The following is a 26,338-nucleotide window of genomic DNA, read 5'->3' as shown; positions in this document are numbered from 1 at the left end:
GTCCGGTCGCCCGCGCGGATAGCGTGGTCGCCATGGTTCGGTGCATTCGTACGACGGGTCTGGCAGTGATCGTGACGATGGTGGCCGGGTGCGCCGGTTCGGGGGCGGCCTCGCCGTCCTCCGGGGGTTCCCCGGGCGGCCCTTCGGCGGGCAGGGTGAACGAGGCCGCCCCGGCGGCGCGGGAGACGGCCGCCGCCCGGCCGGAGGCGACCCCCCGGAGCACGGCGCGGTCCTCCTCGGTCGAGGACGTGCTCGCCGGGATGAGCGTCGAGGAGAAGGTCGGCCAGCTCTTCATGCCCGTCCTGTACGGCTCGGCGGCCACCACCTCCTCCTCGGAGAACCAGGCCCGCTTCGGCGCGGCCACGCCGGCCAAGGTGATCGCCAAATACCGGCCGGGCGGGGTGATCCTGTTCCCCTGGGCGGACAACGTCAAGAACGTCCGGCAGCTCGTCGCCCTGACCAACGGCATGCAGAAGGCCTCGCCCGGCGTCCCGCTGCTCATCGGCGCCGACCAGGAGAACGGGCCGATCTCCCGGCTCGCGCCGCTGGTCACCGGGTTGCCCGCGGCGAAGGTGATCGGCTCCACCGGTGATCCCGCGCTGGCGCGCAGGGCCGCCGAGGTGACCGGGACCGAGCTGCGGGCGCTGGGCGTCAACCTCGACTTCGCCCCGGTCGCCGACGTGAACGTCAACCCCCGCAACCCGGTGATCGGCCCGCGCGCCTACGGCTCGGACCCCGAGAAGGTCGCGCCGATGGTCGCCGCCGCGGTCAAGGGCTTCCACGACGCCGGGGTGGCCGCCACGGCCAAGCACTTCCCCGGCCACGGCGACACGAGCGTCGACAGCCACACCGGCCTCCCGGTGATCAAGCATTCCCGCTCCCAGTGGTCGAAACTGGACGCGCCGCCGTTCGCCGCCGCGATCGGGGCGGGCGTCGACGCGGTCATGAGCGCCCACGTGGTCATGCCGAAGCTCGACCCGTCGGGCGATCCGGCCACGCTCTCCAAGCCGATCCTGACCGGGCTGCTCCGCGAGAAGCTCGGCTTCGACGGGGTCGTCTCCACCGACGCGCTGAACATGGCGGGCGTGCGCGAGAAGTACGGCGACGGGGAGGTGGCCGTGCGGGCGGTCCTGGCCGGGGCGGACCTGCTGCTGATGCCGCCGGACTACCCGAAGGCGCACGACGCGGTGCTGGCCGCGGTGCGGTCCGGCCGGATCTCCGGCGAGCGGCTCGACGAGTCCGTGCGGCGGCTGCTGAAGCTGAAGGCCGCCCGGGGTTTTCTGACGAAGGCCCCGGCGGCCGACGCGGCCGAGGCGGAGCGGGTGCTGCGCTCGGCCGCGCACCGCAAGATCGCCTCGCTGATCACCTCCAGGGCCCGCTAGGTCCTGTGCCGGAGTCCTCGGTCCGACCGAGGACTCCGGCGGCCCTAGGTCAGGTACGGCTTCAGCTCGCGGCGGGCGACGGTCCGCAGGTGGACCTCGTCGGGGCCGTCGAAGATGCGCATCGCCCTGGCCTGGGCGTACATCATCGCCAGCGGGACGTCGTCGCTGACGCCCATGCCGCCGTGGACCTGGATCGCGCGGTCGATGACCTCGCAGGCCATGCGGGGGGCGACCACCTTGATCGCGGAGACCTCGGAGGCGGCGGCCTTCGCACCCACGGTGTCGATCAGCCAGGCGGCCTTCAGGGTGAGCAGCCGGGCCTGCTCGATCGCCAGCCGGGACTCGGCGATCTGCTGCTGGACGACGCCCTGCTGGGCGAGGGTCCGGCCGAAGGCCACCCGGCTCGCGGCGCGGGCGCACATCAGCTCCAGCGCGCGCTCGGCCATGCCGATGGCGCGCATGCAGTGGTGGATGCGGCCGGGGCCGAGGCGGGCCTGGGCGATGCGGAAGCCGTCGCCCTCCTCGCCGATCAGGTTCTCCGTGGGCACCCGGACGTCGGTGAGGACGATCTCGGAGTGGCCATGCTGCTCCTGGTAGCCGAAGAGCGGCAGGTGCCGGACGACCTCGACCCCGGGGGCGTCCATGGGGACCAGGACCATCGACTGCTGGCGGTAGGCGGGAGCGGCCGGGTCGGTCTTGCCCATCACGATCATGATCTCGCAGCGGGGGTCGGCCGCGCCGGTGATGAACCACTTGCGGCCGTTGACCACGTACTCGGCGCCGTCCCGGGTGATCGAGGTGGCGATGTTGGTCGCGTCGCTGGAGGCCACCGCCGGCTCGGTCATCGCGAACGCCGAACGGATCTCGCCGTCGAGCAGCGGCCGGAGCCAGCGCGCCCGCTGCTCGGGCGAGCCGAACATGTGCAGGACCTCCATGTTCCCGGTGTCCGGGGCGGCGCAGTTCAGCGCCTCGGGGGCCAGGTCGACGGAGCGGCCGGTGACCTCGGCCAGGGTGGCGTAGTCGAGGACGGACATCCCGGACTCGGCGGGCAGGAACAGGTTCCATAGACCGCGGGAGCGGGCCTCGGCCTTGAGCTCCTCCACCACCGGGGGCAGGGTGTGGTCGTCGTGTCCCCGGGCGAGCCGCCACGCGTGGTAGACCGGCTCCGCCGGGTAGACGTGAGACACCATGAAATCGGTCAGATCGGCGAGATACTTCTCCGCCTTCGGGCTGAGCGCGAAGTCCATGCCCGCCAGTCTGACACCCGCCCGGTTCCGCCTCCCCACCGGCTGCACCTAACCTGTAACCGGTTCCAGATGAGGAGGCGGGATGTTCAAAGGCGTGCTGATCGACTGGGGCGGCGTCCTCACCACCGGGCTGCGTGAGGCGATCGACGGGTGGATCGCCGCCGAGCGGATCGACCCGGACCGCTACCGCGACGTGATGCGCGAGCTGATCATGCACGCCTACGAGGGCGCCGCGGACGGCGAGAACGCGATCCACGCGCTGGAGCGCGGCGAGATCTCCGCATCGGACTTCGAGCGGGACCTCGCCAGGAGGCTGCTCACCCTGGACGGCGTGCCGCCGGTCGCGGAGGGGCTGCTGACCCGGATGTTCGCCGGTTTCCAGCCGGTCCAGCCGATGTACGACATGCTGGCCGCCGCCCGCGCCGCCGGACTGAGGACCTGCCTGCTCTCCAACTCCTGGGCCAACGACTATCCCCGCGACGCGTGGGAGGGCCTCTTCGACCACGTCGTCATCTCCGGTGAGATCGGCATGCGCAAGCCGGAGGAGAGGATCTTCCGGCACGCCCTGGACCTGGTGGGCCTGTCCGGTCCGGAGTGCGTGTTCGTCGACGACATCGAGGCCAACATCGCGGCCGCCCGCGCCCTGGGGATCGCCGGAGTGCACCACCGGGACGCGGAGACGACCATCGCCGAGCTGGAGGGACTCCTCGGCGTCGCCCTGCGCTGACGGCGGACGCGTCGGCGGGCCGTGACCGTGCGGGCCGTACTCCGCGGGCCGGGACCGTGCGGGCCGTACTCCGTGGGCCGTACCCCGCGGGCGTCCGCCCGGAGTCCGGCTCGCCGCCGTGGGCCGGATCTCGCGGCCGGGCCGAGGGGGCTGGCAGACTCGGGTGTCATCCGGCGCCGGCCCTCGCCGCCGCGCCGCAGCAGAGATCGTATGAGCAGATCGAGGAACGGATGCGCGTCTACCTGCCGGCCACGCTCCCGGCTCTGGCCCGCGTGGCCACCGCGAAGGAGTTCGGCCCGGCCCCGCTGACCGGGTACGCGGTGACCCCCGCGCTGATCGAGTGGTACGCCTCGGGCGACACCGAGGAGCTGGAGTACGTCGCCCTGACAGACGCGGCCAGGTCGTCCCTGCGGATGCTGGCCGCCGACCGCGCCGACGGGGTGCAGGTCGCCGCGCGCCGGGTGGTGATCGCGGCCGAGGTGCCGGACGAGGCCGTGACCGTGGGCGCCGACCTCGCCGAGCGGTCGCGGGTCCGGCTCGCGCGGGCGGTCGCGCTGGAGGAGATCGCCGCCGTCCACGTGGACGAGCAGTCGGCCGCCGCCGACGTCGAGGCCGCCGCCGCCGCGCTGCCCGCGGCCGACGCCGGCGACGACGACGCGCGCTTCACCGTGGACGGCGCCGAGGCCCACGAGCTCCTGTGGTACGCCACCCAGGAGATCTCCGACCTGGTCGGCTGAGGTCTCGTCCGGTTTTATTCCGGTGCGGGGCACACGGGACGCTGGCTAGGCTTGGCGGCGCTATGAGACACATCGTTTGGGACTGGAACGGCACCCTCTTCGACGACATCGAGGCCGTGGTCGGTGCGACCAACGCGGTCTTCGAGCCGTACGGCGTGGGCGCCTACGACGCCGAGGGGTTCCGCGCGGTCTACACCCGCCCCATCTGGACGGCCTACGAGCGCATGCTCGGGCGCCCGCTGGCCGACGGCGAGTGGGAGCGGATGGACCAGGGCTTCCACGACCACTACCACCGGCTGATGCCGGAGTGCGGTCTGGCGGCCGACGCGCTCTCCACCCTGCAGGAGTGGGAGCGGGCGGGCGGCAGCCAGTCGCTGCTGTCCATGTGGTGGCACGAGCGCCTGGTCGCCAAGGTCGCCGAGTACGGCATCGACCGGCACTTCACCCGCGTCGACGGGCTGCTGCACAGCGTGCCCGGCGGGCACAAGGCCGAGTCCATGGCGGCCCACCTCGCGGCCCTGGGGGTCGACCCGGCCGACGTGCTGGTGATCGGCGACAGCGTGGACGACGCCCACGCCGCGCAGCACGCCGGAGCCCGCGCGGTGCTCTACACCGGCGGCATGACCGGCCGCCGGGACCTGCAGGCGCTGGGCGTCCCGGTGGTGGACACCCTCGCCGATGCCCTCGACCACGCCTGAGCGGAGTCCCGTCCCCGAAAGCCGGATTCCCGGAGGGGGCGGGGCCGGGCCGGGTTGCTCCTGGTCCGTCCGGACCGGGATGGTTTCGGCATCGGGGCGGCCGGAGTACGGCGGCGGCCGTACTCTGGCATCCCATCCGTTCCCCGGTTCCGGAGGCCACGATCAACCGCCTCGTTCTCTGGAACGTCGATCTGACCCTCGTCGACGTGTCCATCGTCACGCGTGACGCCTACGCCGACGCCTTCCGGCAGGTCACCGGGAGGCCGCTGGTGAAGCTGACCCAGCACAACGGCCGCCCGGACTCCGAGATCGTCTTCGAGACCCTGGCCATCAACGGGATCGTCGCCTCCGACGAGCACCTCCCGACGTTCCTGGACGCGCTGGCCGACGCCTTCGGCGCCCGGCGCCGGCGGCTGGCCAAGGAGGGCAGGGCGATGCCCGGGGCCAAGGAGGCGCTGAAGGCCCTGGCCCGGCTCGACGGCACGGTGCAGTCGGTGCTCACCGGCACGATCAGGAGCAACGCCGTGCACAAGCTGACCGCGTTCGGCCTGGACCGCTACGTCGACTTCGAGGCCGGCGGCTACGGCGAGGAGGTCTACCCCAAGGCCAGCCTGCTGCAGGTGGCGCAGGGCCGCGCGGGACGCAGGCACGGCGCCGTCTTCGACGGGGGCAACACCGTGCTGATCGGCGACTCGGTCCGGGACGTGCAGGCCGCCCGGATCGCCGGGGCCTCGATGATCGCGGTCGCCACCGGGCGCTCCCTCCCGGCCGAGCTGCACGAGGCGGGCGCGGACGTGGTCCTGCCCGACCTGTCGGATCCGGCGCCGCTCGTCGCCGCCGTGACCCGGCTCACCGCCTCCGCCCACCGCGCCGGCTGACGGTCCGCCGCCCCGGAACCGCCGCCCCGGAACCGCCGCCCCGGAACCGCCGCCCGCCGCCCGCCGGGTCGGCGGTCGGCGGTCGGCGGTCGGCGGGCGGTCGCGATATGGGTCGGCGGCCGATACGGGAAGCGATATCATCGCTGGTCATGGACCTGGTGAAGCACCTGTACTACTTCACCGTCGTCGCCGAGGAACTGCACTTCGGCAACGCCGCCGTCCGCCTCGGCATGGCGCAGCCGCCGCTCAGCCAGCGCATCCGCCGGTTGGAGGAGGAACTGGACGTGCGGCTGTTCGACAGGTCCCGCCGCCAGGTGCGGCTGACCGCGGCCGGGCAGGCGCTCCTGCCCGAGGCCCGGGAGATCGTCGCGCGGGTCGAGCGGTTGCGCGCCCTCGCGGAGCGGGGAACGGACGAGGTCCTGCGGGTCGGGGTCCCCCCCGACCTCGGCTCGGCGGTGATCGCCGCACTGATCGACGGTTTCCGGGAGGCGGACCGCGGGGTACGGCTCGCGCCCGCCGAGATGTGGAGCACCGACCAGGTGGCCGGGCTCGCCGCCGGCACCCTCGACGTGGGGGTGGTCCGGCATCCGGTCACGGTTCCGGGCCTCAGCTTCGGCCCGGTGCTCGTCCAGCGCCCGGGCGTGGTGCTGGCCGAGTCGGACCCGCTCGCGGCCGGCTCGTCGGTGCATCCGGCCGACCTGGCCGGGCGCGGGCTCGTGCTCTTCCCGGGGGAGCCGGGCCTGCGGGAGGAGACGCTCACCGAGTGCCGCCGCCACGGGTTCGTTCCGGAGGAGGTGCACGAGGCGCAGACCCTCGGCCTGGTGATGGCCGGTACGGCCATCGCCTTCGGACCCCGCGTGGAACTGCCCGGCCTGCGCTGGCGCCCGCTCCTGGGCGACCCCCTGAACTGGCGGATCTCGACCGCCTGGCGGGGGGAGCCGGGACCGGCGGCCGAGGCCTTCGGCGCGGTGGCCGTACGGGTGCTGAAGGAGAATGCCGGGATGGCGGACGACGGCGCGGCGCCGGTGCGGCGGGTGCGGACGCGCCCGGCCACGGGGTTCCTGGCATGACGGGCGTCCGTCCGGCGGACCGGGCGCGGAGGACGCCCGGGACGCGCGGGAGGTCGCAGGCACGGAGGGTGCGGGCGTGACGGACTTCGACGGGCTGTTCCGCGCGGCCGGCGTCACCGGGTTCCTGCACGCGGTGGACCTGGACACCGGGGCCGAGGTCGGGCACGGCGCGGACGAGCCCGTGGCCCTGGCGTCGGTGTTCAAACTGGCGCTACTGGTGGAGTTCTTCCGGCAGGCGGACCGGGGGGAGCTGGACGCGGCCGAGCGGGTCACGGTCATGGCGGACCGCCGCACCCCCGGGCCCACCGGGGTGTCGGCGATGGCCGACGACGTGACGCTCTCCCTGCGCGACCTGGCCTATCTGATGATCGCGGTGAGCGACAACACCGCCGCCGACACCCTGATCGGCAGGGTCGGCCTGGCGGCGGTCAACACCATGCTGGCCTCCTCCGGCCTGACCCGGACGCGGGTGGAGCACGACTGCGCCGGACTGCTCGCGAGCATCGTGGAGGACACCGGGCAGGAGGAGATGCCGACCGATCCGGCGGTGGTCGCCCGACTCCGCGTGCTCGACCCGGCCCGCACCAACCGCGGCACGCCGCGCGAGACGACCCGGCTGCTCGGCATGATCTGGCGGGACGAGGCGGCCTCGCCGGAGTCCTGCGCGTGGATGCGCCGCCTGCTGGGCCTGCAGGTCTGGCCGCACCGGCTCGCCTCGGGCTTCCCCTACGACGACGTCGCCGTCAGCGGGAAGACCGGTACGCTGCCGACGCTCCGCAACGAGGCCGGGGTGGTGGAGTACCCCGACGGCGGACGCTACGCGGTGGCGGTCTTCACCCGCTCGTACGGCACCGCGCAGAACCAGCCGCGCGCCGACGCGGTGATCGGCACCGCCGCCCGGATCGCGGTGGAACGGCTGCGCGGGAGCGGGGGATGACATCCGGACGGGGTGCGGCAAGGATGGGAGCATGGTCAAGGAAGGCACGCTGCTCTGGGAACCGACCCCGGACGTCACGAAGAACGCCAAGGTCACCGCGTACATGGAGTGGCTCGGCCGGCCGGTCGACTACCAGGCGCTCTGGCAGTGGTCGGTGGAGGCTCCGGAGGAGTTCTGGACGTCGGTCTGGGACTACTTCGGCGTGGTGGGGGAGCGTGGTGACGGGCCCGTCCTGTCAGGGACGATGCCCGAAGCCGAATGGTTCACCGGATCGGCGCTGAACTACGCGGAGAACGCGCTGCGCCGCGCCGAGGCGGAGCCCGACCGGCTCGCGGTGGTCTCCCGCGACGAGTCGGGCGGACGGCGGACGCTCACGCTGGGCGAGCTGGCCGGCGAGGTCGCCCGGGTCCGCACCGGGCTGGCGGCCCTGGGGGTCGGCCGGGGCGACCGGGTCGCCGCCTACGCCCCCAACGCGCCCGAGACGCTCGTCGCCTTCCTCGCCACCGCCTCGCTGGGGGCGATCTGGTCCTCCTGCTCCCCGGACTTCGGCGCGTCCAGCGTGATCGACCGCTTCACCCAGATCGAGCCCAAGGTGCTCCTGGCGGTGGACGGCTACGACTACAACGGCAGGCACTTCGACCGGTCCGGCGTGGCCGGCGACATCGCCGCGCGGCTCCCCACGCTCGCCGCCCTGGTCCGCCTGCCCGCGCCGGGCGCGGGCCGTACGGCGGGCACGGGCACGGGCTCGGATGCGGCGGGCACGCGGACCTCGGGCGGCCCGGCGGACACGGACGCGGGCAGGCGGGCCTCGGGCGGCCCGGCGGACACGGACGGCGGCGCGGACGGCGTCCGGGGCGGTTCCGGGACCGTGCTGACCTGGGAGGAGCTGCGGTCGGCCGACGGCCCCCTGGCCTTCGAGCGGGTCCCCTTCGGCCACCCGCTCTGGATCGTCTACTCCTCCGGCACCACCGGCCTGCCCAAACCGATCGTGCACGGCCACGGCGGCGTGGTCCTGGAGCACCTCAAGGCGCTCTCCTTCCACCAGGACCTCGGCCCCGACGACGTCTTCTTCTGGTACACCACGACCGGCTGGATGATGTGGAACTACCTCGTCGGCGGCCTGCTGGTCGGCTCGGCGGTGCTGCTCTACGACGGCTCGGCGACCCACCCGGAGACCGGCGCCCTGTGGCGGCTGGCGGCCGAGGAGGGCGTGACCTACTTCGGGACCGGAGCGCCGTACATCGTCGCCTCGATGAAGGCGGGGCTGGCGCCGGACGGGCTGGAGCGGCTGCGCGGCCTGGGCTCGACCGGCTCGCCGCTCCCGCCCGAGGGCTTCGCCTGGGTGCACGAGACGCTCCCGGAGGTCCAGCTCGGCTCGTTCTCCGGCGGCACCGACGTGTGCACCGGCTTCGTCGGCGCGGTCCCGCTGCTCGGAGTCCGCGCGGGCGTCATCCCGTGCCGGTGCCTGGGCGCGAAGGTGGAGTCGTTCGACCCGTCGGGGCGGCCGGTCGTCGGCGAGGTGGGCGAGCTGGTGCTGACCGCGCCGATGCCGTCCATGCCGGTCATGTTCTGGAACGACCCCGACGGCGCGCGCTACCGGGAGAGCTACTTCGAGGACTACCCCGACGTCTGGCGGCACGGCGACTGGATCAAGATCCTGCCTGACGGCGGCTGCGTCATCTACGGCCGATCCGACTCGACCCTGAACCGGGGCGGCGTGCGGATGGGCACCAGCGAGTTCTACCGGGTGGTGGAGCGCTTCGAGGAGATCGCCGACAGCCTGGTCATCGACACCGGCCGGCTCGGACAGGAGGGGCGGCTGCTGCTCTACGTCACCGTGGCCGAGGGTGCGCAGCTCACCGGTGACCTGGTGGCCCGCCTCCGTACGGCCCTGCGGACCGAGCTCTCCCCGCGCCACGTCCCCGACGAGATCACCGAGGTGCCCGGCATCCCGCGCACGCTGAGCGGCAAGAAGCTGGAGGTCCCGATCCGCAAGATCCTCCTCGGCGTCCCGCCCGAGCAGGCCGCCAACCTCGACGCGGTGGCCAATCCCGAGGTGCTCTTCGCCTTCACTCCCGAATCCTGAGACGACCGCACAATACTGAAGTACAGTCCACTGGTCTGTACTTCAGTGATGTGCGGGGGTATCCATGGTCGAGAAGCCGGACCACGTCTTCGGTCGCGAGTGGGAGTGGGAGTCCCTGGCCTCCTTCGCCGCGGGCACGCAGGCCGAGGTGGCGTTCGGCGTGGTCAGCGGCCGGCGTCGGCAGGGAAAGACGTTCCTGCTCAAGGCGCTCGCCGAGCAGACGGGCGGCTTCTACTTCGAGGCGACCGAGGGGACGAGCATCGAGCTGCTCAGGCTCTTCGGCATGGCCATGGCCGGATACTCGGGATCGCCGGTGGGTTATCCCTTCGCGGACTGGCGGGACGCGCTGGCGTTCTTCTTCTCGCTCCCGAAGGACCGGCCGCTCCCGCTGATCATCGACGAGTTCCCCTACCTGATGAAGGCCGAGCCCGCGCTGCCGTCCATCCTCAAGCAGGAGATCGACCTGCGCGGGCGGACCCACCGGGGGAGCAGCCTCGCCCGGGTGCTGATCTGCGGTTCCGCGCTCTCCGTGATGGGGAGGATCCTGTCAGGTCAGGCTCCGCTGCGGGGACGCGCCCGGCTGGAGCTGCTCGTCCAGCCGCTGGGCTTCCGCGAGGCCGCGGAGTTCTGGGGGATCTCCGACCCCCGGCTGGCCGCGCTGGTGCACGCGATCGTGGGCGGGACCCCCGCTTACCGAGACGAGTTCACGGCCGGCGACCTCCCCGCCTCGCTGGAGGACTTCAACGGCTGGGTGGTCCGTACGGTCCTCAACCGCCGCACCTCCCTCTTCCGGGAGGGACGCTACCTGCTGGCCGAGGAGGCGGATATCCGGGACCCGGCGCTCTACCACTCGGTCCTGGCCGCGGTCGCCGAGGGGAACGGCACGTGGGGCGGGATCGCGGGTCACATCGGCTACAAGTCGTCTGACATCGCCCACCCGATCAACGTGCTGGAGGACTGCGGGCTCCTGGCGAAGGAGAAGGACGCGTTCAAGTCCGCCTCGCAGTACAGGATCACCGAACCGCTGATCTCCTTCTACCAGGCCGTCATGCGCCCCGAATGGACCGACCTGGGGCTGGGCCACGCACAGGAGGTGTGGGAGCGGTCCCGGCAGCGCTTCCTCTCCAAGGTCATGGGGCCGCACTTCGAGGTCCTCTGCCGGGAGTTCGCGACCCGCCACGCGCGCGAGGTCTTCGAGGGCGGGGTGGGCGAGGTCGCGGCGGGCACCGTCGTGGACCCGGCCACCAGGAAGCAGATCCAGGTGGACGTCGCCGTCCTCGGCCCCGCCTACCCGAACGAGGCCCGCGCGGTGCGTTCCCTGGGGGAGGCGAAGTGGGACAAGGTCATGGGAGTCAGGCACCTGCAGCGCCTGCGGAGAGTCCGGGACCTGCTCGCCGCGAAGGGCTACGACACCTCCCGCACCGTCCTGGCCTGCTACAGCGGTGCGGGCTTCGACGCCGACCTCACTTCGGCCGCTCGAGGGGACGACCGCGTGCTCCTCGTGGACCTGCCCGTGCTGTACGGCTGAGGCCAAGCCGAGCGGCAGCTGCGAGAAGGCGGGATGTGCACATTCAGCGATATGTTATCGGATAATTACAATATGTATATCCTTATGAGACGTTTAAAAGTGGTGAATCGGGCGGGCCGGTAAGGCGTCCGTCTGTTAGCGTGCTGCCGCACCTGATGGCCGCTTCCAGCCGGCGTCCCCGGCCGGAAGCGGAGTGGATCCGTCCGTGTCCGGCCACCGGCCCTCCGGCATGCCCGCCGTGCGGGGCGCGGGGCGGGCGCCGAGCCGTACAGGAGAATCTCTTCGTGCCCTTCCCCCGAGCGACGAAGCGTCCGACGCACCGCCTCCGCCGGAGCTCCGCGCTCCTGGCCGCGACCGCAGCCCTCCTGGGTGCCGCGCTCTCCACCGGTACGGCGGGCGCCGCTGTGACCCTCGCTGTGGCCCCCGCGCCCGTCCTTCCGCCGGCGAACGCCAAGGCCGACTACCAGCTCGGCGGCGGGTACACCCCGCCCGCCGGGACGCTGATCGTCTCGCGCGACCGGACCGAGGCCCCGGCCGCCGGTCTCTACAACATCTGCTACGTCAACGGCTTCCAGACCCAGCCGGACGAGACCGCCTGGTGGAAGCGGACCCACGACGACCTCCTGCTCAAGGACGCGGGCGGCGCCCACGTCGAGGACGAGGAGTGGGGCGAGCTGCTGCTCGACGTCCGGACCCCGGCCAAGCGCGCCGCCCTCGCCGGGATCGTCGGCGGCTGGATCGCCGGCTGCGCGGACAAGGGCTACGACGCCGTCGAGATCGACAACCTGGACACCTTCTCCCGCTCGGGCGGGCTGGTGAAGCAGGAGCACGCGCTGGCGTTCGCCGGGCTGCTCATCGAGGCCGCTCACGCCGAGGGTCTGGCGATCGCGCAGAAGAACTCGGCCGAGATCACCGGGGCGGGCCGGAAGGCGGGCTTCGACTTCGCGGTGGCCGAGGAGTGCGGCCGCTACGACGAGTGCGGGACCTACGTCGGCGCGTACGGCTCCAACGTGATCGTCATCGAGTACCGGCGGGCGGACTTCACGAAGACCTGCAAGCGGTTCGGCTCACGGCTGTCGGTGATGCTGCGCGACGTGCCGCTGCGCAAGGCCGGCCAGCGCAACTACGTCTACGACGCCTGCTGATCCGGCGCGGGGCGGTGGACGGCGGCGGGGTCAGCCGGTGGCGGCCTCGCGGGCGGCCATGACCTCGTTCACGTGGTGCTCGGCCCAGTCGGCGACGGCCTGGATGGGGGCGTGCAGCGACTGTCCGAGCGGGGTGAGCTCATACTCCACGCGCGGCGGGACCTCGGCGAAGACGTGCCGGGTCAGCAGGCCGTCGCGGGCCATCGCGCGCAGGGTCTGGGTGAGCACCTTGGGCGTGACGCCGCCGATCGCGTCGCGCAGCTCGGTGAACCGCCGCGGGCCGTTCCGCAGGCTCAGCACGACCAGCACGGACCACTTGTCGCCGATGCGGTCGAGGATCAGGCGGGTCGGGCAGTCGGGGTCGAAGGCGTCGCCGTTCATCATGGTTTCCAGAGGGTACCAAGGGCACGTTGAAGTAACCAGTATCCGATGGATACCGTCGACTCCACGATGACTCCACGGGAGGTTGTGTCATGAGGATTCTGCTGATCGGCGCCACCGGCATGGTCGGGAGCCGGATCGCGGCCGAGGCCCGGGACCGCGGGCACGAGGTCACCGGGGTGACCCGGAGCGGCACGGCGGGGACCCGGAGCGCGGACGCGGGCGACCCCTCGGCCGTCGCCGAACTCGCCGCAGGCCACGACGCCGTGGTTCTGGCGATCGCCCCGCCGCGCGACGGCTCGGAGCCGTCGGCCCCGCTGCTCGCCGCCGGGCGCGCGGTGCTGGAAGGGCTGCGCACGGCCGGGGTGCGCCGTCTGGTGGTGGTCGGGGGCGCGGGCAGCCTGGAGGCGGCTCCGGGCGTCCGGCTCGTCGACACCCCCGAGTTCCCCGCCCTCTACAAGGGCGAGGCGCTGGCCCAGGCCGAGCTGCTGGAGCTGGTCCGCGCCCAGGCCGGTGACCTGGACTGGACTTACGTCTCGCCCGCGGTCGAGATCACGCCGGGCGAGCGCACGGGCTCCTACCGCCGGGGCGGCGACCAGGTGCTCGCCGACGCCGACGGCAGGAGCTTCATCAGCGCCGAGGACTACGCCGTGGCCCTGGTGGACGAACTGGAGACCCCCCAGGCCCTCGGCCGCCGCGTCACCGTCGCCTACTAGCGGGCCGGTGCGGGTGCGCGGGGCCGTACGGGGTCGGCGGTCCCGTGCGGGGCCGTACGGGTGCGCCGGCCCCGTACGGGACCGGCGCGGGGCCTCAGCCGATGTACTCGCGGGGCCGGACCGGCTGGGCGGAGAGCCCGGAGAGCATCGAGCGCGCCCGCACGGCGGCGACCAGGCCGCGGGTGACCCGGCGGGCCGCGAAGTGCGTGCCGTGCACGAACCTCATCACCGGGCCGAAGGTGCCGGCCGCGGCCAGCCCCACGGCGAACAGGCCGCTGACCGAGGTCTCGAAGTCCTTCGTCAGCAGGGGAGAGGTCCCGGTGCGCCGGATGGCGTAGCGGAGGTTGCCGTCAAGGACGTCCATCCGCTCGACGTCCACCAGGTAGCCGGTGGCGGCGATCACGTGCTCGGTGCGGACGGTCCGGACGCTCCCGTTCTCGTCGCGGAGCGTCAGGCTCACGTCGTCGCCGTGGACCGCGCCCGCGAGCGTCTGCCCCAGCACCACCGGGACGTGCCCGTCGAACCGCTTGCGCAGCCACCACGCCCCGGCCGGTCCCAGGGTGGTGCGGACGATGCGGTGGCGGGTGGCGGCGGGGAGGTGGCGCACGCTGCCGGGCAGTTCGGACCAGATCCACGAGCGCCAGCCGGTGCCCAGGCCGGAGACCGGGGACAGCAGCCGCCGCGGTGTCGAGGCGCGGGTCTCGGGCACGTTGTTCCAGCGCAGGGTGTTCACCCGGGCCACCACCCGGGGCCGGGCTCCGGCCTCCAGCAGCAGGGTCGCGGTCTCCAGAGCGGACTGCCCGGCGCCGACCACCGTGACGTCGCGGCCCGCGAACACCGACAGGTCGTGGTGCTCGGAGCTGTGCGTGCAGACCTCGGCGGGCAGCCCGGAGAGCACGGCGGGCCGGTGGGCGAAGGGCAGGAAGCCCAGCGCCAGGACCACCGTCCGCGTCATGACCGTCTCCCCGGTCGACAGCTCGACGGCGAAGAGCCTCCCCTGGGGGCGGATCTCGGTCACGGAGGAGGGGTCGAGGGCCTCCCCGACGGTCCGGGCCCGGAACCACCTGCCGTAGTCGACGAACGTCTCCACCGGCACGGGCTCGCCGTAGGCGCAGGACAGGCCCCGGGGGCGGCAGTAGGCGTCCAGGCCGTAGCTCCGGTGCGGATCGGCGAGGTTCGACGCGGCCGGCTCCGACTTGAGCAGCATCCCCCGGGGCATGTGCCGCTCCCAGGACTCCATGGGGCGGCCGTAGACGCGCACGTCCAGCCCGGCCGCGACGGCATGGGCGCCGACGGAGAGCCCGTAGGGACCCGCACCGACGACGGCGACGTCGATTACCGGCGTGCGCATGCTTTCTCCTTGCTCATTTGAAATCCCCCGTAAAGGAATCGACCCGCGGTTGACCCCTCGTTATCCGAATGCTTCGAAAATTCTAACGCGGTGCCGCGGGAAGGCTCCGGCGGCGGCGGGCGAGGCGCTTAAAGCCTCGTTTCATTGTCTGTCTCGCCATGGTCAGGAAAGGAAAGGGGTCGTCGCCGGCGAACCAGGCGAACTCGTCGGCCCCGCGCAGCGACCGCAGCCAGGCGGCGCAGGTCAGCTCTCGTGCGCGCCGGTCGTGGAAGGCGGGGACCGCGTCGTAGTTCTCCACCAGGTAGGTGCGGCCGTGCGCGGGGCGGCCGGGGGGCGGGGGGGTGCCGGTGAGGTCGAGGTGGAGCACGCGGACGAGGTCGAGGCCGCGCTCGTCGGTGAACAGCCGGAACTGCGCGCCCAGGCGGGGGTTGAAGTCCAGCAGGTGGTAGGCGTCCGCGGCGGCGTCGTAGCGGAAGTCGAGGTCGAGGACGCCCCGGTAGCCCAGCCCGGAGGCGAGCGCGCGCGCCGCGGTCTCGACGCGGGGGTTGGGCAGCCACCGGCCGAGCGTGGTCAGGCCGGCGCGGGGCGGGTAGGCCCGCTCCTTGCGGCCGGCGCCGCCGAACAGGCAGGAGGAGTCCGCGCCGAAGTAGCCGTGGAAGAACCAGTCGGAGCCCGCGGTGCCGGGCACGAACCGCTGGAAGAGCAGCTCGCCGCCGGGTCCGCCGGTCCGCGCCGCCAGCCGTGCGGCCTCCTGCGCGGTGCGGACGCGCGTCGTGCTGCGCAGCCCGGAACCGGGGGGCAGCAGCCAGGGCCTGGCCCACTTGGCCATCAGCGGCAGGCCCAGCCGGCGGACGGCGGATGCCGCGTCGTCCGCGGTCGCGACCACGTGCGTCTCCGGGTGGGCGACGCCCAGACCCGCGCAGAGCGCGGCCAGGGCGGCCTTGTCGGCCAGGCGCCGGGGCAGTTCGGGGGTCTGGCCGGGCAGCAGGAAGAAGGGGGCGAGGGCGGCGGCGTGCTCGGCGGCGAAGACGGCGCCCGCGTCGTCCATCGGGATGAGGACCGCGCGGCGGCCGATGGTCCCGGCGATCGCCTCCAGCGCGCGGGTCAGCGCCTCCGGGGTCCTCGGCCCGGCCGGCCAGACGTGCGTCCGGGCCAGGTGGCGCGAGCGGGAGGCCGGCGCGTGCCGTCCCTCGAGGACCGCGTGCACCTCCACCCCGGCGCGGCCCAGGGAGCGGACGGCCGCCAGCGTGCCGTGGTGCAGGACGTTGTCGTCCAGCCGGATCACCAGGGCCGGGGCGGCCGGGTCCAGCCGGATCGGGTGGTCCGGCCGGTCGACGCGCGGCAGGCCGCTCTCCACCGGCTCGATCGCGCTCATGAATACGCCCGCCATAAGAATTGATTAATTCGGGCCGTCGACGCCCGCCGCTCACTATATAAGCTTCCCGTGGACACCGGTGAATCGCGGAGGGCGTTTCCTCGTTATGCGGGACCAATATCCGATCCCTGTGGAAAACGGGTTCGAGCGCGGCTTTCACGGAAAAATCCGGACGGTGCGCGCATCCGCTCGGCGGGGCCGTGCGGAGTCCCCGCCGGCCGGCGGCGGAGCGTCCGGCGGGTGAAGGCGCTCGGCTGCGGGGTGCTCACCGTGCTCGCGATCTCCGGACCGCCGCAGGGGAGGCCCCCGGCCGGAAGCGCCGACGGCGTCGGCGGCGGATGGACCGTACGGCCCGCGGCGGCGGTCCCGTTCGGGGTGTTCCTCGCCTCCGACGCGCGCGGCACCGAGCGGCTGCCGCGGTTCGAGGCCTGGCTCGGCGGCCGGCGGGCGACCGTCGGCCGGACGTACCTGCCGGGGGAGAACTGGACCGCCCTGCGGGGGCCGGACTTCATCCTGGGCCCCTGGACCCGCTGGCGCGCCGCCGCCCCGGGGCGTCTGCTGGCGGTCAACGTCCCCATGGTCGCGCCCAACGAGGGGCGGCTGCCCGACGCCGAGGTCGCCCGGCTCCTGCGGGCGGGTGCGAAGGGGGCCTTCGACCCCGTCTTCCGGCGGCTGGCGACCCGGCTGGTCGCGGCGGGGGCGGCCGACACGATCGTCGTGCTGGGCTGGGAGATGAACGGGACGACCTACTCCAGCCGCTGCGCACCCGACCCCGCCGCCTGGAAGGCCTACTGGCGGCGGATCGTCACGGTGATGCGGGCGGTGCCGGGCCAGGGCCTCCGGTTCGACTTCGCGCCCAGCCGGGGCCGGGACGCCATCGCGTGGACGGTGTGCTACCCCGGTGACGACGTGGTCGACGTCATCGGCATGGACAGCTACGACCAGCCCCCCGGCGGGACCTTCGACGACTACCTCGACCAGCCGTACGGCATGCGCCACCACGCGCGGTTCGCGGCGGCGCGCGGCAAGCCGATCTCGTTCCCGGAGTGGGGGCTGTTCCGCCGGGGCGACCGCCCCGCGTACGTGCGGGGGATGCTGGAGTGGATCCGCACCCACGACGTGGCCTACCACTCGATCTCCGACTACTGCCCGCACGGGGTCTGGCAGTGCCGGGACAACCCCCGCTCGGCTCAGGTCTTCCGCGCGTCGATGGGCGCGACCGGCCCCCGGCCGGACGGGGGGAACGCGGCCCCGGCGGTTCCCGCACCCCCCTGACGCCCGCCGTCTCCGCGGTCGTCTCCGCCCTTGTCCCCGTCCCCGCCTCCGTCCCCGTCCCCGCCTCCGCCGTCGGTGTCGGCGTCGGCGCCCTCGTCCCAGCGGGAGGCCGGGAGGCCCCCCGCCGGAGCCCCGGCGGCGCTCCCGGCCGGATCCGCCCGGACGTCGCGGATGACGCGCCAGGTCAGCGCCGCCAACCGGTCCAGCACGGGCCGGACGCCGAAATCCGCGGCGCGGGAGACGGCGGCCTCCCCCTCCTGGTGGGCGAGCACGGGGTGGCGGAGCCGCAGGGCGACCGCCTCGACCAGGGCCCCGGCGTCCCCGGGCGGGACGAGGGCGCCGACACGGGGGGTGACCACCTCGGACAGGCCGGGGACGCCGGCGGCGACCAGCGGACGGCCGCTGGCGAGCGCCTCCAGCGCGGTCAGCGGCAGACCCTCCCAGCGGGAGGGGAGGACGACCACGTCGGCCGCGGCGTACCAGGGGCGGACGTCGGCCACGGCACCGGGGAACAGCACGCCGGGCCCGGCCGCCGGCCGCAGCGCGGACCGCAGGTCGCCGTCGCCGACGACCGCCAGGAGGGCGCCGGGGCAGAGCCGGGTGACCCGCTCCCACGCGCCGACCAGGAGGTCCTGGCCCTTCTGGCGGGTGACCCGGCCGACGCAGACCGCCAGCGGCGCGTGCTCGGGCAGGCCGAGCAGCCGCCGGGCCGCGGTCCGGCCCCCGGGGCCGGCCGGACGGAAGCGGTCGAGGTCGATCCCGTTGCGGACCACGGTGAAGTTCCCCCGCAGGCCCCGCTCCCGGGCGAGCGCGGCCTCGCCCTCGCCCACGCACACCAGCAGGCCCGCCCAGCGGGCGGCGGCCCGCTCCCAGGCCAGGGCCGCCCGTGCCGCGGCGCCCCGGGCGGCCAGCCACGACCAGCCGTGCGGCTGGAACAGCGTGGGGATCCGGCCGCGGACCACGGCGCGACCGGTCAGCCCGGCCTTGGCGGAGTGCAGGTGGACGGCGTACGGGGCGAACCCGTCGATCAGCCGGCGGAGCCGCCGCGCCTCGCCGGGGACACCGGCCCCCGGCGCCCGGGACGCCTCCCAGCGCAGCCACTGCACGCCGAGCGCGGCCAGCTCGTCCGGCAGGCGGCCGGAACCCGGGCAGGCGACGGCCACGTTCCAGCCCCGCCGCGCCTGGTCGGCGGCGAGGGCGGCGACGTAGCCCGCCACGCCGCCGTCCACGGGCTGGCTGACGTGGAGCACGGAGGGGGCCAGCGCCGCGGGCCGGCCCGGTCGGGAGGCGGTCATGCCCGGACCTCCCCCGGGACCGCCTCGCGTTCGGCCGGCCGCACCCGGACGGTCACCTTCCGGGTGACGGGCCGGACCGGGACCGTACGGGGCCGGTCGCACGCGGCGGGGAGCCGGACGGGGAGGGTGAGGCAGACGAGCGCGCCGACCAGGACACCGCCGGTCGCGCCGAGCGCGGCGCCGACCGCGGGCGGCGGCGAGGCGGGCGAGGCGGGCGGAAGGGCCTTGGTGAAGCGCACCAGGCGGACACGGGTGTTGACCGCCTGGTAGTTCGCGTAGGAGATCAGGGCGGTCGCCACGGCGTTGGCCCGGTCCGCGGCCTGGTGCGGACCGGATGCGGAGGCGCTCAGCGCGACCAGGGGGGCGTCCGGCGAGGCCGACGCCTGCACCGCGCGCCGCAACCGCTCCACGGAGGACTCCGGGAACGCGGCGCCGCCCGGAGCGCCGCCCGGAGCGCCGTCCAGGGCGCCGGAGTCCACCGGGACGCCGGTGCCCGGGGCGGTCCCCCGCGGGAGGAGGCCGGTCTCGGCGACGGCGGCCTCCGGGGAGGCGCCGTCCAGGGCGAGGGCGAGGATCTCCGGCTGGGTGGCGACGCGGGCGTAGGTCTGTGCGAAGTTCACCGCCTGGGCGGTGTCGCTCCGGTCGGCGGGGACGGCGACCACGTACGCGTCGGCGGTGTAGACGGGCTCCCTGACCAGGGAGAAGGCCAGGCCCGCCACGGTTCCCACGAGCACGGCCGCCCCCAGCGGCCACCAGCGTCGCAGCGGGCCGGTCCGGGCCGGCGCCGGGTCCCTCATCGGTACTCCTTCGGGGCGTCGTGCAGCGCGGCGGGAAGCGCTCCGACCGGCACGGCGGAGGGGACGTCCTCCAGGAGGCGCTCGTACAGCGCCTCGGTCCGGGCGGCGTGCCGCCGGGCGCCGTAGTGGGAGACGTCTTCGAGGAGGCGCTCGTACAGCGCCTCGGTCCGGGCGGCGTGCCGCCGGATGTCGTAGTGGGAGACGGCGCGCGGCGGCGGCAGCCGTACCGGTCCGGCGGCGGCCAGCGTGCGCAGCCTGGCGCGCAGGCGGCGGGGGTCGGGGGGCACGCGCCGCGCCCCGGGGGCGGCGTCCGGCGGCAGCTCCTCCAGGGCGGGGCAGACGGAGTAGAGGACGGGCAGCCCCGCCGCCAGGCCCTCGACGGCGGCCAGCCCGAACGTCTCCTCCACCGACGGGGCGGCGAGCACGTCCATGGCCGACAGCAGCGCGGGCACCTCGGTCGACTCGCCGGTGAACACCACCCGCTCCCCGATCCCGAGCGCGTGGGCGCGCTCGGTGAGCGCGCCGCGGGCGGGCCCCTCGCCGACCAGCAGCAGGACGCCGTCGTCCAGGCCCGCCACGGCCTCCAGCAGGACGTCGAAGCGCTTGCCGGGTTCCAGCCGCCCCACGCCGCCCACGACGTGCGCGTCCGGCGGGATGCCCAGGCGGGCCCGCGCCTCGTGCCGGAGGTAGGGGTCGTAGTGGAAGGCCTGGCCGTCGATCCCGTTGGGGATCACCTCGATCCGGGAGCGCGGCACGCCCCACCGGGCGAGCCGGTCGGCGACGGTCTCGGAGACGGCGACGGTCACGTCGCCCAGCGCCTCGCTGATCCGGTACAGCGCGCGGACCCCCCGGGTCGCGCGGCGCCCCTCGACCCGCTCCTCTCCCAGGGAGTGCTCGGTCGAGACGATCGCGGGCACGTCCGCCAGGCGCGCCGCCAGCCGCCCGTAGACGCAGGCCCGGTACAGGTGGGTGTGCACCACGTCGTAGCGCCCGGCGCGCATCAGCCGGGCCAGCCGCCGTACGGCGCGCAGGTCGCGGTTGCCCCGCATGCCCAGGCAGTGCACGGGCACGCCGGTGGCGGCGATGGCCTCGGCGACCGCCCCGGGGTTGGTCAGCGCGACGACCTCGCACTCGGCGTCCAGGTGCGGCAGCAGGGTCCGCAGCTGCTGCTCGGCTCCTCCGGTGGCCAGGCCGGTGATGACGTGCAGGACCCTCGTCCGCTGCCGTCCGCTCATCGGTTCCACCCCCAGCGCAGGCCGTGGCGGAGCCGCTTGGCGCGCAGCCGCAGCGGCCCGTCGCGGTCGCCGGCGTAGGTCCGCGCGAGCGCGTGCCGCCCGCTGAACTCGGACGGCCGGACGGCGCAGGCGTAGGAGTAGCCGGCCGAGCGGACCGCGTCCACCTCCCGGACGCCCGCGTGGCCGTACGGGTAGGCGAACCCGGCGATCTCGCGGTCGAGCACCTCCTCCAGGACCGCCCGGCTCTCCTTGAGCTCCATCTCCAGTTCGGCGTCGGAGGCGTCGGTCAGGGACACGTGGTGGACGGAGTGCGAGGCGACCTCCATGCCCGCGCCGGCCACCCGGCGCAGGTCCGCCGCCGTCATCAGCGCCTTGCGCGGACCTTCCCGGTCCCACGCGTTGTGCCCGCCGAGCAGCCCGGCGACCGCGAACACGGTCGCGGTGAAGCCGTGCCGCAGCAGGACGGGGACCGCCTCGGCGGCGAAGTCGGCGTACCCGTCGTCGAAGGTGAGCCCGACCATCCGGCCGGCCTGGCCGGACGCCTCGGCGATCAGCAGCTCCCGCACCGCGACCCCGCGCAGGCCGCGCCGCCGGAGCCAGTCCATCTGGCCGGCGAACCGCCGCGGGGAGACGGTGACGAGCAGCGGGTCGCTGTCGCGCCTGTCCACCGAGTGGTACATCAGGATGTACGGCATGGCCGGTCTGCCGGTCACTTCCGCCTCGTTCCTGGCATGGAGCCGATCATTCGCGTGATCTCCTTGGATCCGGTGAGTGCTGCTACGACGGTGAACACGACCGCCACCGCGGCCGTGCCGAGGGCCAGGGCGGCGGGGGCGGGCAGGCCGCCGAGGAGGGGGCGCAGGAGCAGTCCGGCGGCGCCCGCCGCCGCGGCGGCGAGGACGGGCCGGCCGAGGACCGCCGCGACGGCCCGCACCGGCAGGGCCGGCTCCGAGTCGCGCAGGCCCCACAGGAGCGCCGCCGCGGTGAGCGTGATGCCCGCCGCGTTGGCCGCGGCGATCCCCGCGGTCCCCCGGGCGGCGGCGACGGCGAGGGCGGCCAGGACCGCCGTGGCGGCCAGGCCCGCGGCCATGGCGGCCGCGGGATACCAGGGCGGTCGCCCGGAGCAGAAGAACACCCGGGAGGCGGCCCCGACGACCGTCTGCCCGAGCAGCCCCAGCGCGTAGACGCGCATGATCTGCGCGGTCGCCTCCGTGTCCGCGCCGGTGAACGCACCCTGCTCCAGCAGCAGCGCGACGATCTCCGGCGCGAACGCGACGAGGACGGCGGAGGCGGCCAGCACGATCGTGCCGGACGTCCCGAGGTCGCCGGTGATCCGGCGGCGGGCCGCGGGCAGGTCCCCGGCGGTGATGGAGCGCACCAGCGCGGGGAACGAGACCGTGACGACGACGAGCGAGAGCACCATCGGCACCTGGGCGATCTTCTGCGCGTAGTTCAGGTGCGAGATGGAGCCGGGCGGCAGCGAGGAGGCGAGGAACCGCTCCACGTAGACCTGGCCCTGGCGCAGGAGGGTGAAGGCGGCGATCGGTGCGAACGCCCCCAGCGAGACCAGCGCCGCGGCCGAGGGCCCGCGGGGCGGCCCGATGTGCCGCAGGAAGCCGGGTGCCTGCACGGCCACCATGAGCAGGCCGCCGAAGGCCACGCCGAGCGCCGCACCGGTCACCCCCAGCCGCTCGTGGAAGGCGGCGACGCAGGCGATGACGCCCACGTTGTAGGCGACGTAGATCGCCGCCGGCGGGCCGAAGACCTGGTGCGCCCGCAGGGCCGCGCTCAGGTACCCCGCCAGCCCGAACAGCAGCACCGTGACCGAGGTGATCCGCGTGCACCGTACGGCCAGGTGCGGGTCGGTGAGACCGGGGGCCAGCGCCGCGACGAGCAGCGGCGCTCCGAGGAAGACGGCCGCGGTCACCGGGACGAGGGCGGCCAGGACGTGCGGCAGCGTGGCGGAGACCACCCGCCGGATGTCGTCGCGCCGCTCCACCGCCCGGCTGAAGAGCGGGACCAGCAGGAACGCCATCGCGCCCTCGATGAGCAGCGGCGCCGCCGTCTCCGGCACGGTCCACGCCAGCAGGAAGGCGTCCGTGCGGTGCGTGGCGCCGAAGAACCGGGCGAGGAGGAGGTCGCGGGTGAACCCGAGGAGGGAGCCGAGCACGACGAGCACCGCCGTGACGGAGGCGGCGCGCAGGAGCGGGAAGCGGCCGGGCCTCCGGCCGGGCGCGCGACGCGCCGGAGTGGTCGGAGTGGTCGGGGCGGTCGGGGCGGTCGGGGCGGTCGGGGCGGTCCGGGGCGCCGGTGCCGTGGTCCGGATCATCGGCGCCGCCCGGGGGCCGCAGGGAGGGAGCCCGCGGGCGCGCCCGCCGAGGCCCAGCGCAGGGCGGCGCCCAGCATCACCGACATGACCAGCGTCGGCGCGCCGCCGATGTCGGAGTAGGCGAAGTCGACGAGCTGCCAGGTCAGGAAGCCCGTCGCGACCAGCCCCAGGGCGCGGTCCGGGGGGAACGGCCCGGAGCGCGGGTACGGCGGGCGGACCCCGAGGCGGACCGGGCGGACCCCGAGGCGGACCGGGCGGATCCGATGGACAAGACGGGCAGGACGGGCAGGACGGGCCCGATGGGCAAGACGGGCAGGACGGGCCCGGGGGATCCGGCGCAGCCGCCGGACCGACCAGAGCGCCAGGGACCCCGGCAGCAGGCAGAAGGCCGCGATCCCGGCCAGTCCCTGCTCGCTCAGCACCAGGAGGTACATGTTGTGCGGGGACAGCAGCGGCTGCCGCCGGAAACCGCTCACCGGGTCGGCGGTGTCGCTGCCCGACGACAGGCGGAGGGGCGCGTGGGCGTCGCGGAAGGCCGGGAACCCCCGCGGCCCCGTCCCCGTGAGGGGATGGTCGCGCCAGATCCCCGCCGCGGTCCGCCACAGGTCGTAGCGGTCGCTCACCGACCGGTCCGGCTCCGTGACCGATGCGCCGATCGAGGCCAGCCGCCGCCCGACCGTCTGCGCGCCCGTCGGCCCCGCCGGTCCCGCCGCCGATCCGGCGGCGAGGAGGGCGGCGGCGGTCACGGCGAGCAGGCCGGCGCCCGCCGCGGTCCGGCGCCCGGACAGCGCCGCCATGACCGCCGCGGCGCACGCGGTCGCCAGCCACGCGCCCCGGCTCAGCGACAGGACCAGCGGGGGCAGCAGCAGCGCGGCCCCCAGGAGGGCCGCCGCCCGGCCCCGCCCGCGCAGGGCCAGGCCGAGCCCGAGCAGGACGACCAGCCCGTGGCTGACGACCGTCGCCATGCCCATCACGTCCTGGGCGCCGAAGGTGCCGACCGCTCGGACGTTCTCGCCCGCGTACGAGGCGCCGGTGCCGGTGAGGGCCTGCAGGCAGCCGACCGCTCCCTGGAGCAGGGCGGCGCCGACGACGGCCCCGCCGGTCAGCCGGAGGGCCGCCCGGTCCCGCAGGGCCACGGCGACGGCCAGCGGGACCAGCACGAACACCTGCAGGTACCGGACCAGGCCCGGCAGGCTCGCCATGACGTCGTGCGAGGCCATGGTGGCCGCGCAGGCGGCGACGACCGGCGGGACGAGCACCAGGACGCGCACGGGCAGCCGCCGTCCGCCGGCCAGGAGGCTCACCGCGGCCGCCGCGACCAGGGCGACCGACGCGAGGTCGGCCGGCGTCGCGTGGAAGGCGGAGGCCGGGTCGTCGCGCCGGACGGGCACGCAGACGCAGAGCACCACCGCCGCGGCGAGGACGCCGGGCCCGCGCCGCGCCGCGATCCCGGCGGCACGCCGTACCGCGCCCGCCGCGGCCCCGTCCGCCACCGGGCCTGCGGTGGGGCCCGGGCCCGGGACGCCGTGCGGGCCCGCGTCCTCAGCCTCCACTGGGCCGGAGCACGGATCCGACGGTGCGGGCGATGATCTTGAGGTCGGACCGGAGGGTCCAGCCGTCGATGTAGTGGTTGTCAAGGCGGGCACGGTCCTCGATGGAGGTGTCCCCCCGCAGGCCGTGAACCTGCGCCCAGCCGGTGATCCCGGCGGGGACGCGGTGGCGGCTCGCGTAGTGCGGCAGGGAGCGGGAGAACTGGTCGACGAAGAAGGGGCGCTCGGGGCGGGGGCCGACGATGCTCATGTCGCCCCGCAGCACGTTCCAGAGCTGGGGCAGCTCGTCGAGCGAGGTCCTGCGCAGCAGCCGGCCGACCCGCCCGACGCGCTCGTCGCCGGCGATGCTCCAGCGCGTCTCGGACTCGCGGGGGTCGGAGGGGTGGAGCGTGCGCAGCTTGAGCATCTGGAAGCGGCGGCCGCCGAGCCCCACCCGGCTCTGCCGGAACAGCACGCCGGGTCCGCCCTCGCAGCGCACCGCCAGAGCGCACAGGGCGAGCAGCGGGGCGGTGACCAGCAGGCCGATGAGGGCCACGGCGATGTCGAGGAGCCGCTTCAGCCGCCAGGAGGGCCGCGCCTGCGGGACGGGACGCATCCGCAGCAGCGGGAAGCCCCGGACGTGGTCGTGCGGGGGAAGGAAGTCGGCGAGCAGGCCCCCCGGCTCGGGCGCGAGGAAGACCTCGCAGCCGAGGTCCCTGGCGATGCGGGCCAGGACGGGGGCGTCCGTCCCGGGAACGGGGGCCGAGGCGACGACCACCGCGCGGACGCGGTGCTCCCGCAGGGCCGCGGCGAACCGCTCCGGCCGGTCGGACATCCGCTCCGGCGCCCGTCCGGCGGGTCGTCCCGGCGCCCGTCCCGGTGACCGTCCCGATGCGGGCCCCGTCGTGTGCTCCGCCGGGGGCCCGTCGTCGACGAAGCCGATGGGCGCCAGCCCGTGCTCCGGGTGGTCGAGCAGGACCGACGCGAGCCGCCGGGCGTGCCGCCCGGTGCCGAGCATGATCGTGGGTCGCGCACCGCGGCGCGACCGCCGGCCCCGCCGGGTGGGGAGCCGGTACCGCGCGCCCTCCGGGACGCCGGTCCCGCCCGCCGGGCCGGCGGGCGGCCGTACGGCCGGTCCGGCCGGGAAGGCGACCCCGCCCCCGCCGGTCCCGGTCGCGTTGCCGGACAGGTGCTCATCCCTGGTCGTCGCGGACATCGCCGCCTCCGTATTCGGATTCTCTTTCCGCGACCGACCTGAATTCAGTCAAGCTTCCCCCAAATCGGCGGTTCCATTTGACACCGTGAATATCGCGCCGATCGCGCGGAAGGCCGGCCGGTGTTTTCCGGAATGCCTCGACCGCAATCGATACAGGCCTTCTCGGAATGCGAGAACCTCGGCCCCTGCGAGCTTCTCGATGCTACTGACGGAAGCGGCGCCGATCTCGCATCTGACCACGCGTTTGCCGGTCGGCTGCGGCAAGTTTCCCATGGCCTGGTTTTCGCGCCGACATATCGGATGGCGGGGACGGCATATCGGCGGCCCGGGGGCGGAGAACGCGCCGGGTGGTCCGCACCCTTTATTCCGCCCCGCCCCGCCGCGGAGCGCCCGGCGGGCCGGCG

The 26,338-nt window shown here is 74.7% G+C and carries 23 protein-coding genes; 12 read left to right on the top strand and 11 right to left on the bottom strand.

Features of this window, described 5'->3' with window-relative positions; all coding sequences use genetic code 11:
- The first annotated feature begins 32 nt into the window (after positions 1–32).
- Entirely contained in the window at positions 33–1,382 is a 1,350-nt protein-coding gene (locus tag HS045_RS03530) for a glycoside hydrolase family 3 protein (RefSeq protein ID WP_230883412.1), read from the top strand.
- A 44-nt stretch (positions 1,383–1,426) separates the two neighbouring features.
- Here HS045_RS03530 and HS045_RS03525 read toward each other — a convergent pair whose 3' ends face one another.
- On the bottom strand, positions 1,427–2,629 hold the full coding sequence (locus HS045_RS03525; RefSeq protein ID WP_196449725.1) for an acyl-CoA dehydrogenase family protein: 1,203 nt from the start codon (positions 2,627–2,629) through the stop codon (positions 1,427–1,429).
- An 82-nt stretch (positions 2,630–2,711) separates the two neighbouring features.
- Here HS045_RS03525 and HS045_RS03520 point away from each other — a divergent pair, with 82 nt between their 5' ends.
- The 9 genes from HS045_RS03520 (at position 2,712) to HS045_RS03480 (ending at position 12,435) form a co-directional block, all read left to right on the top strand.
- Positions 2,712–3,356, top strand: coding sequence for an HAD family phosphatase (locus tag HS045_RS03520; protein WP_196449724.1), 645 nt, complete (start codon positions 2,712–2,714; stop codon positions 3,354–3,356).
- A 230-nt stretch (positions 3,357–3,586) separates the two neighbouring features.
- Positions 3,587–4,093: a hypothetical protein gene (locus HS045_RS03515; protein WP_196449723.1), complete on the top strand. Its 507-nt coding sequence runs from the start codon at positions 3,587–3,589 to the stop codon at positions 4,091–4,093.
- 62 nt (positions 4,094–4,155) lie between these two features.
- Entirely contained in the window at positions 4,156–4,791 is a 636-nt protein-coding gene (locus tag HS045_RS03510; protein ID WP_196449722.1) for an HAD family hydrolase, read from the top strand.
- Positions 4,792–4,952: 161 nt separating this feature from the next.
- Positions 4,953–5,669, top strand: coding sequence for an HAD family hydrolase (locus HS045_RS03505; RefSeq protein WP_196451028.1), 717 nt, complete (start codon positions 4,953–4,955; stop codon positions 5,667–5,669).
- 149 nt (positions 5,670–5,818) lie between these two features.
- Positions 5,819–6,739 (top strand): LysR family transcriptional regulator, encoded by a 921-nt coding sequence (locus HS045_RS03500; protein WP_196449721.1) that lies wholly within the window; start codon positions 5,819–5,821, stop codon positions 6,737–6,739.
- A gap of 76 nt (positions 6,740–6,815) precedes the next feature.
- Entirely contained in the window at positions 6,816–7,676 is an 861-nt protein-coding gene (locus HS045_RS03495; RefSeq protein ID WP_196449720.1) for a serine hydrolase, read from the top strand.
- A gap of 31 nt (positions 7,677–7,707) precedes the next feature.
- The gene (locus HS045_RS03490) at positions 7,708–9,762 is read left to right on the top strand and encodes an acetoacetate--CoA ligase (RefSeq protein WP_196449719.1); all 2,055 of its coding nucleotides are present in this window, start codon (positions 7,708–7,710) and stop codon (positions 9,760–9,762) included.
- Positions 9,763–9,826: 64 nt separating this feature from the next.
- The gene (locus HS045_RS03485) at positions 9,827–11,290 is read left to right on the top strand and encodes an ATP-binding protein (protein ID WP_196449718.1); all 1,464 of its coding nucleotides are present in this window, start codon (positions 9,827–9,829) and stop codon (positions 11,288–11,290) included.
- Between the two features lie 284 nt (positions 11,291–11,574).
- Entirely contained in the window at positions 11,575–12,435 is an 861-nt protein-coding gene (locus HS045_RS03480; RefSeq protein WP_307827367.1) for an endo alpha-1,4 polygalactosaminidase, read from the top strand.
- Positions 12,436–12,465: 30 nt separating this feature from the next.
- On the opposite strand, the gene HS045_RS03475 is transcribed toward HS045_RS03480, so the two are convergent.
- The gene (locus HS045_RS03475; RefSeq protein WP_196449717.1) at positions 12,466–12,819 is read right to left on the bottom strand and encodes a helix-turn-helix domain-containing protein; all 354 of its coding nucleotides are present in this window, start codon (positions 12,817–12,819) and stop codon (positions 12,466–12,468) included.
- Between the two features lie 89 nt (positions 12,820–12,908).
- Here HS045_RS03475 and HS045_RS03470 point away from each other — a divergent pair, with 89 nt between their 5' ends.
- Entirely contained in the window at positions 12,909–13,532 is a 624-nt protein-coding gene (locus HS045_RS03470) for an NAD(P)-dependent oxidoreductase (protein WP_196449716.1), read from the top strand.
- Between the two features lie 94 nt (positions 13,533–13,626).
- Here HS045_RS03470 and HS045_RS03465 read toward each other — a convergent pair whose 3' ends face one another.
- Both HS045_RS03465 and HS045_RS03460 read right to left on the bottom strand, forming a co-directional pair.
- Positions 13,627–14,883, bottom strand: coding sequence for an NAD(P)-binding domain-containing protein (locus HS045_RS03465; protein WP_196449715.1), 1,257 nt, complete (start codon positions 14,881–14,883; stop codon positions 13,627–13,629).
- An 82-nt stretch (positions 14,884–14,965) separates the two neighbouring features.
- Positions 14,966–16,258 (bottom strand): ATP-grasp domain-containing protein, encoded by a 1,293-nt coding sequence (locus HS045_RS03460; RefSeq protein ID WP_196449714.1) that lies wholly within the window; start codon positions 16,256–16,258, stop codon positions 14,966–14,968.
- A gap of 240 nt (positions 16,259–16,498) precedes the next feature.
- Here HS045_RS03460 and HS045_RS36025 point away from each other — a divergent pair, with 240 nt between their 5' ends.
- Positions 16,499–17,533: a glycoside hydrolase family 26 protein gene (locus HS045_RS36025; RefSeq protein WP_196449713.1), complete on the top strand. Its 1,035-nt coding sequence runs from the start codon at positions 16,499–16,501 to the stop codon at positions 17,531–17,533.
- Here the strand turns inward: HS045_RS36025 and HS045_RS03450 are convergent.
- The 7 genes from HS045_RS03450 to HS045_RS03420 are packed head-to-tail and all read right to left on the bottom strand — an operon-like array spanning position 17,449 to position 25,934.
- A complete protein-coding gene (locus tag HS045_RS03450) occupies positions 17,449–18,828 on the bottom strand; it encodes a glycosyltransferase (protein ID WP_196449712.1) in 1,380 nt (459 codons plus the stop codon). The genes HS045_RS36025 and HS045_RS03450 overlap by 85 nt on opposite strands.
- Positions 18,825–19,625 carry a hypothetical protein gene (locus HS045_RS03445; protein ID WP_196449711.1) on the bottom strand — a complete coding sequence of 267 codons (801 nt, stop codon included), beginning with the start codon at positions 19,623–19,625 and terminating at the stop codon, positions 18,825–18,827. Before HS045_RS03445 ends, HS045_RS03450 begins: the two co-directional genes overlap by 4 nt.
- Positions 19,622–20,860: a glycosyltransferase gene (locus HS045_RS03440; RefSeq protein WP_196449710.1), complete on the bottom strand. Its 1,239-nt coding sequence runs from the start codon at positions 20,858–20,860 to the stop codon at positions 19,622–19,624. Before HS045_RS03440 ends, HS045_RS03445 begins: the two co-directional genes overlap by 4 nt.
- Positions 20,857–21,573, bottom strand: coding sequence for a polysaccharide deacetylase family protein (locus tag HS045_RS03435; protein ID WP_307827366.1), 717 nt, complete (start codon positions 21,571–21,573; stop codon positions 20,857–20,859). The genes HS045_RS03440 and HS045_RS03435 overlap by 4 nt, the downstream gene beginning before the upstream one ends.
- Positions 21,570–23,189, bottom strand: coding sequence for a lipid II flippase MurJ (locus HS045_RS03430; protein WP_196449709.1), 1,620 nt, complete (start codon positions 23,187–23,189; stop codon positions 21,570–21,572). The genes HS045_RS03435 and HS045_RS03430 overlap by 4 nt, the downstream gene beginning before the upstream one ends.
- Entirely contained in the window at positions 23,186–24,742 is a 1,557-nt protein-coding gene (locus HS045_RS36020) for an O-antigen ligase family protein (RefSeq protein ID WP_307827365.1), read from the bottom strand. Before HS045_RS36020 ends, HS045_RS03430 begins: the two co-directional genes overlap by 4 nt.
- Entirely contained in the window at positions 24,732–25,934 is a 1,203-nt protein-coding gene (locus tag HS045_RS03420; RefSeq protein ID WP_196449707.1) for a sugar transferase, read from the bottom strand. Before HS045_RS03420 ends, HS045_RS36020 begins: the two co-directional genes overlap by 11 nt.
- Positions 25,935–26,338 lie beyond the last annotated feature (404 nt).

Origin of the sequence: Planomonospora sp. ID82291, from assembly GCF_015711645.1 — a bacterium.
In the GTDB taxonomy this organism is placed as follows: domain Bacteria; phylum Actinomycetota; class Actinomycetes; order Streptosporangiales; family Streptosporangiaceae; genus Planomonospora.
The sequence above is the reverse complement of the archived record's forward strand: the minus strand, read 5'-3'. Positions and strand labels throughout refer to the sequence as shown.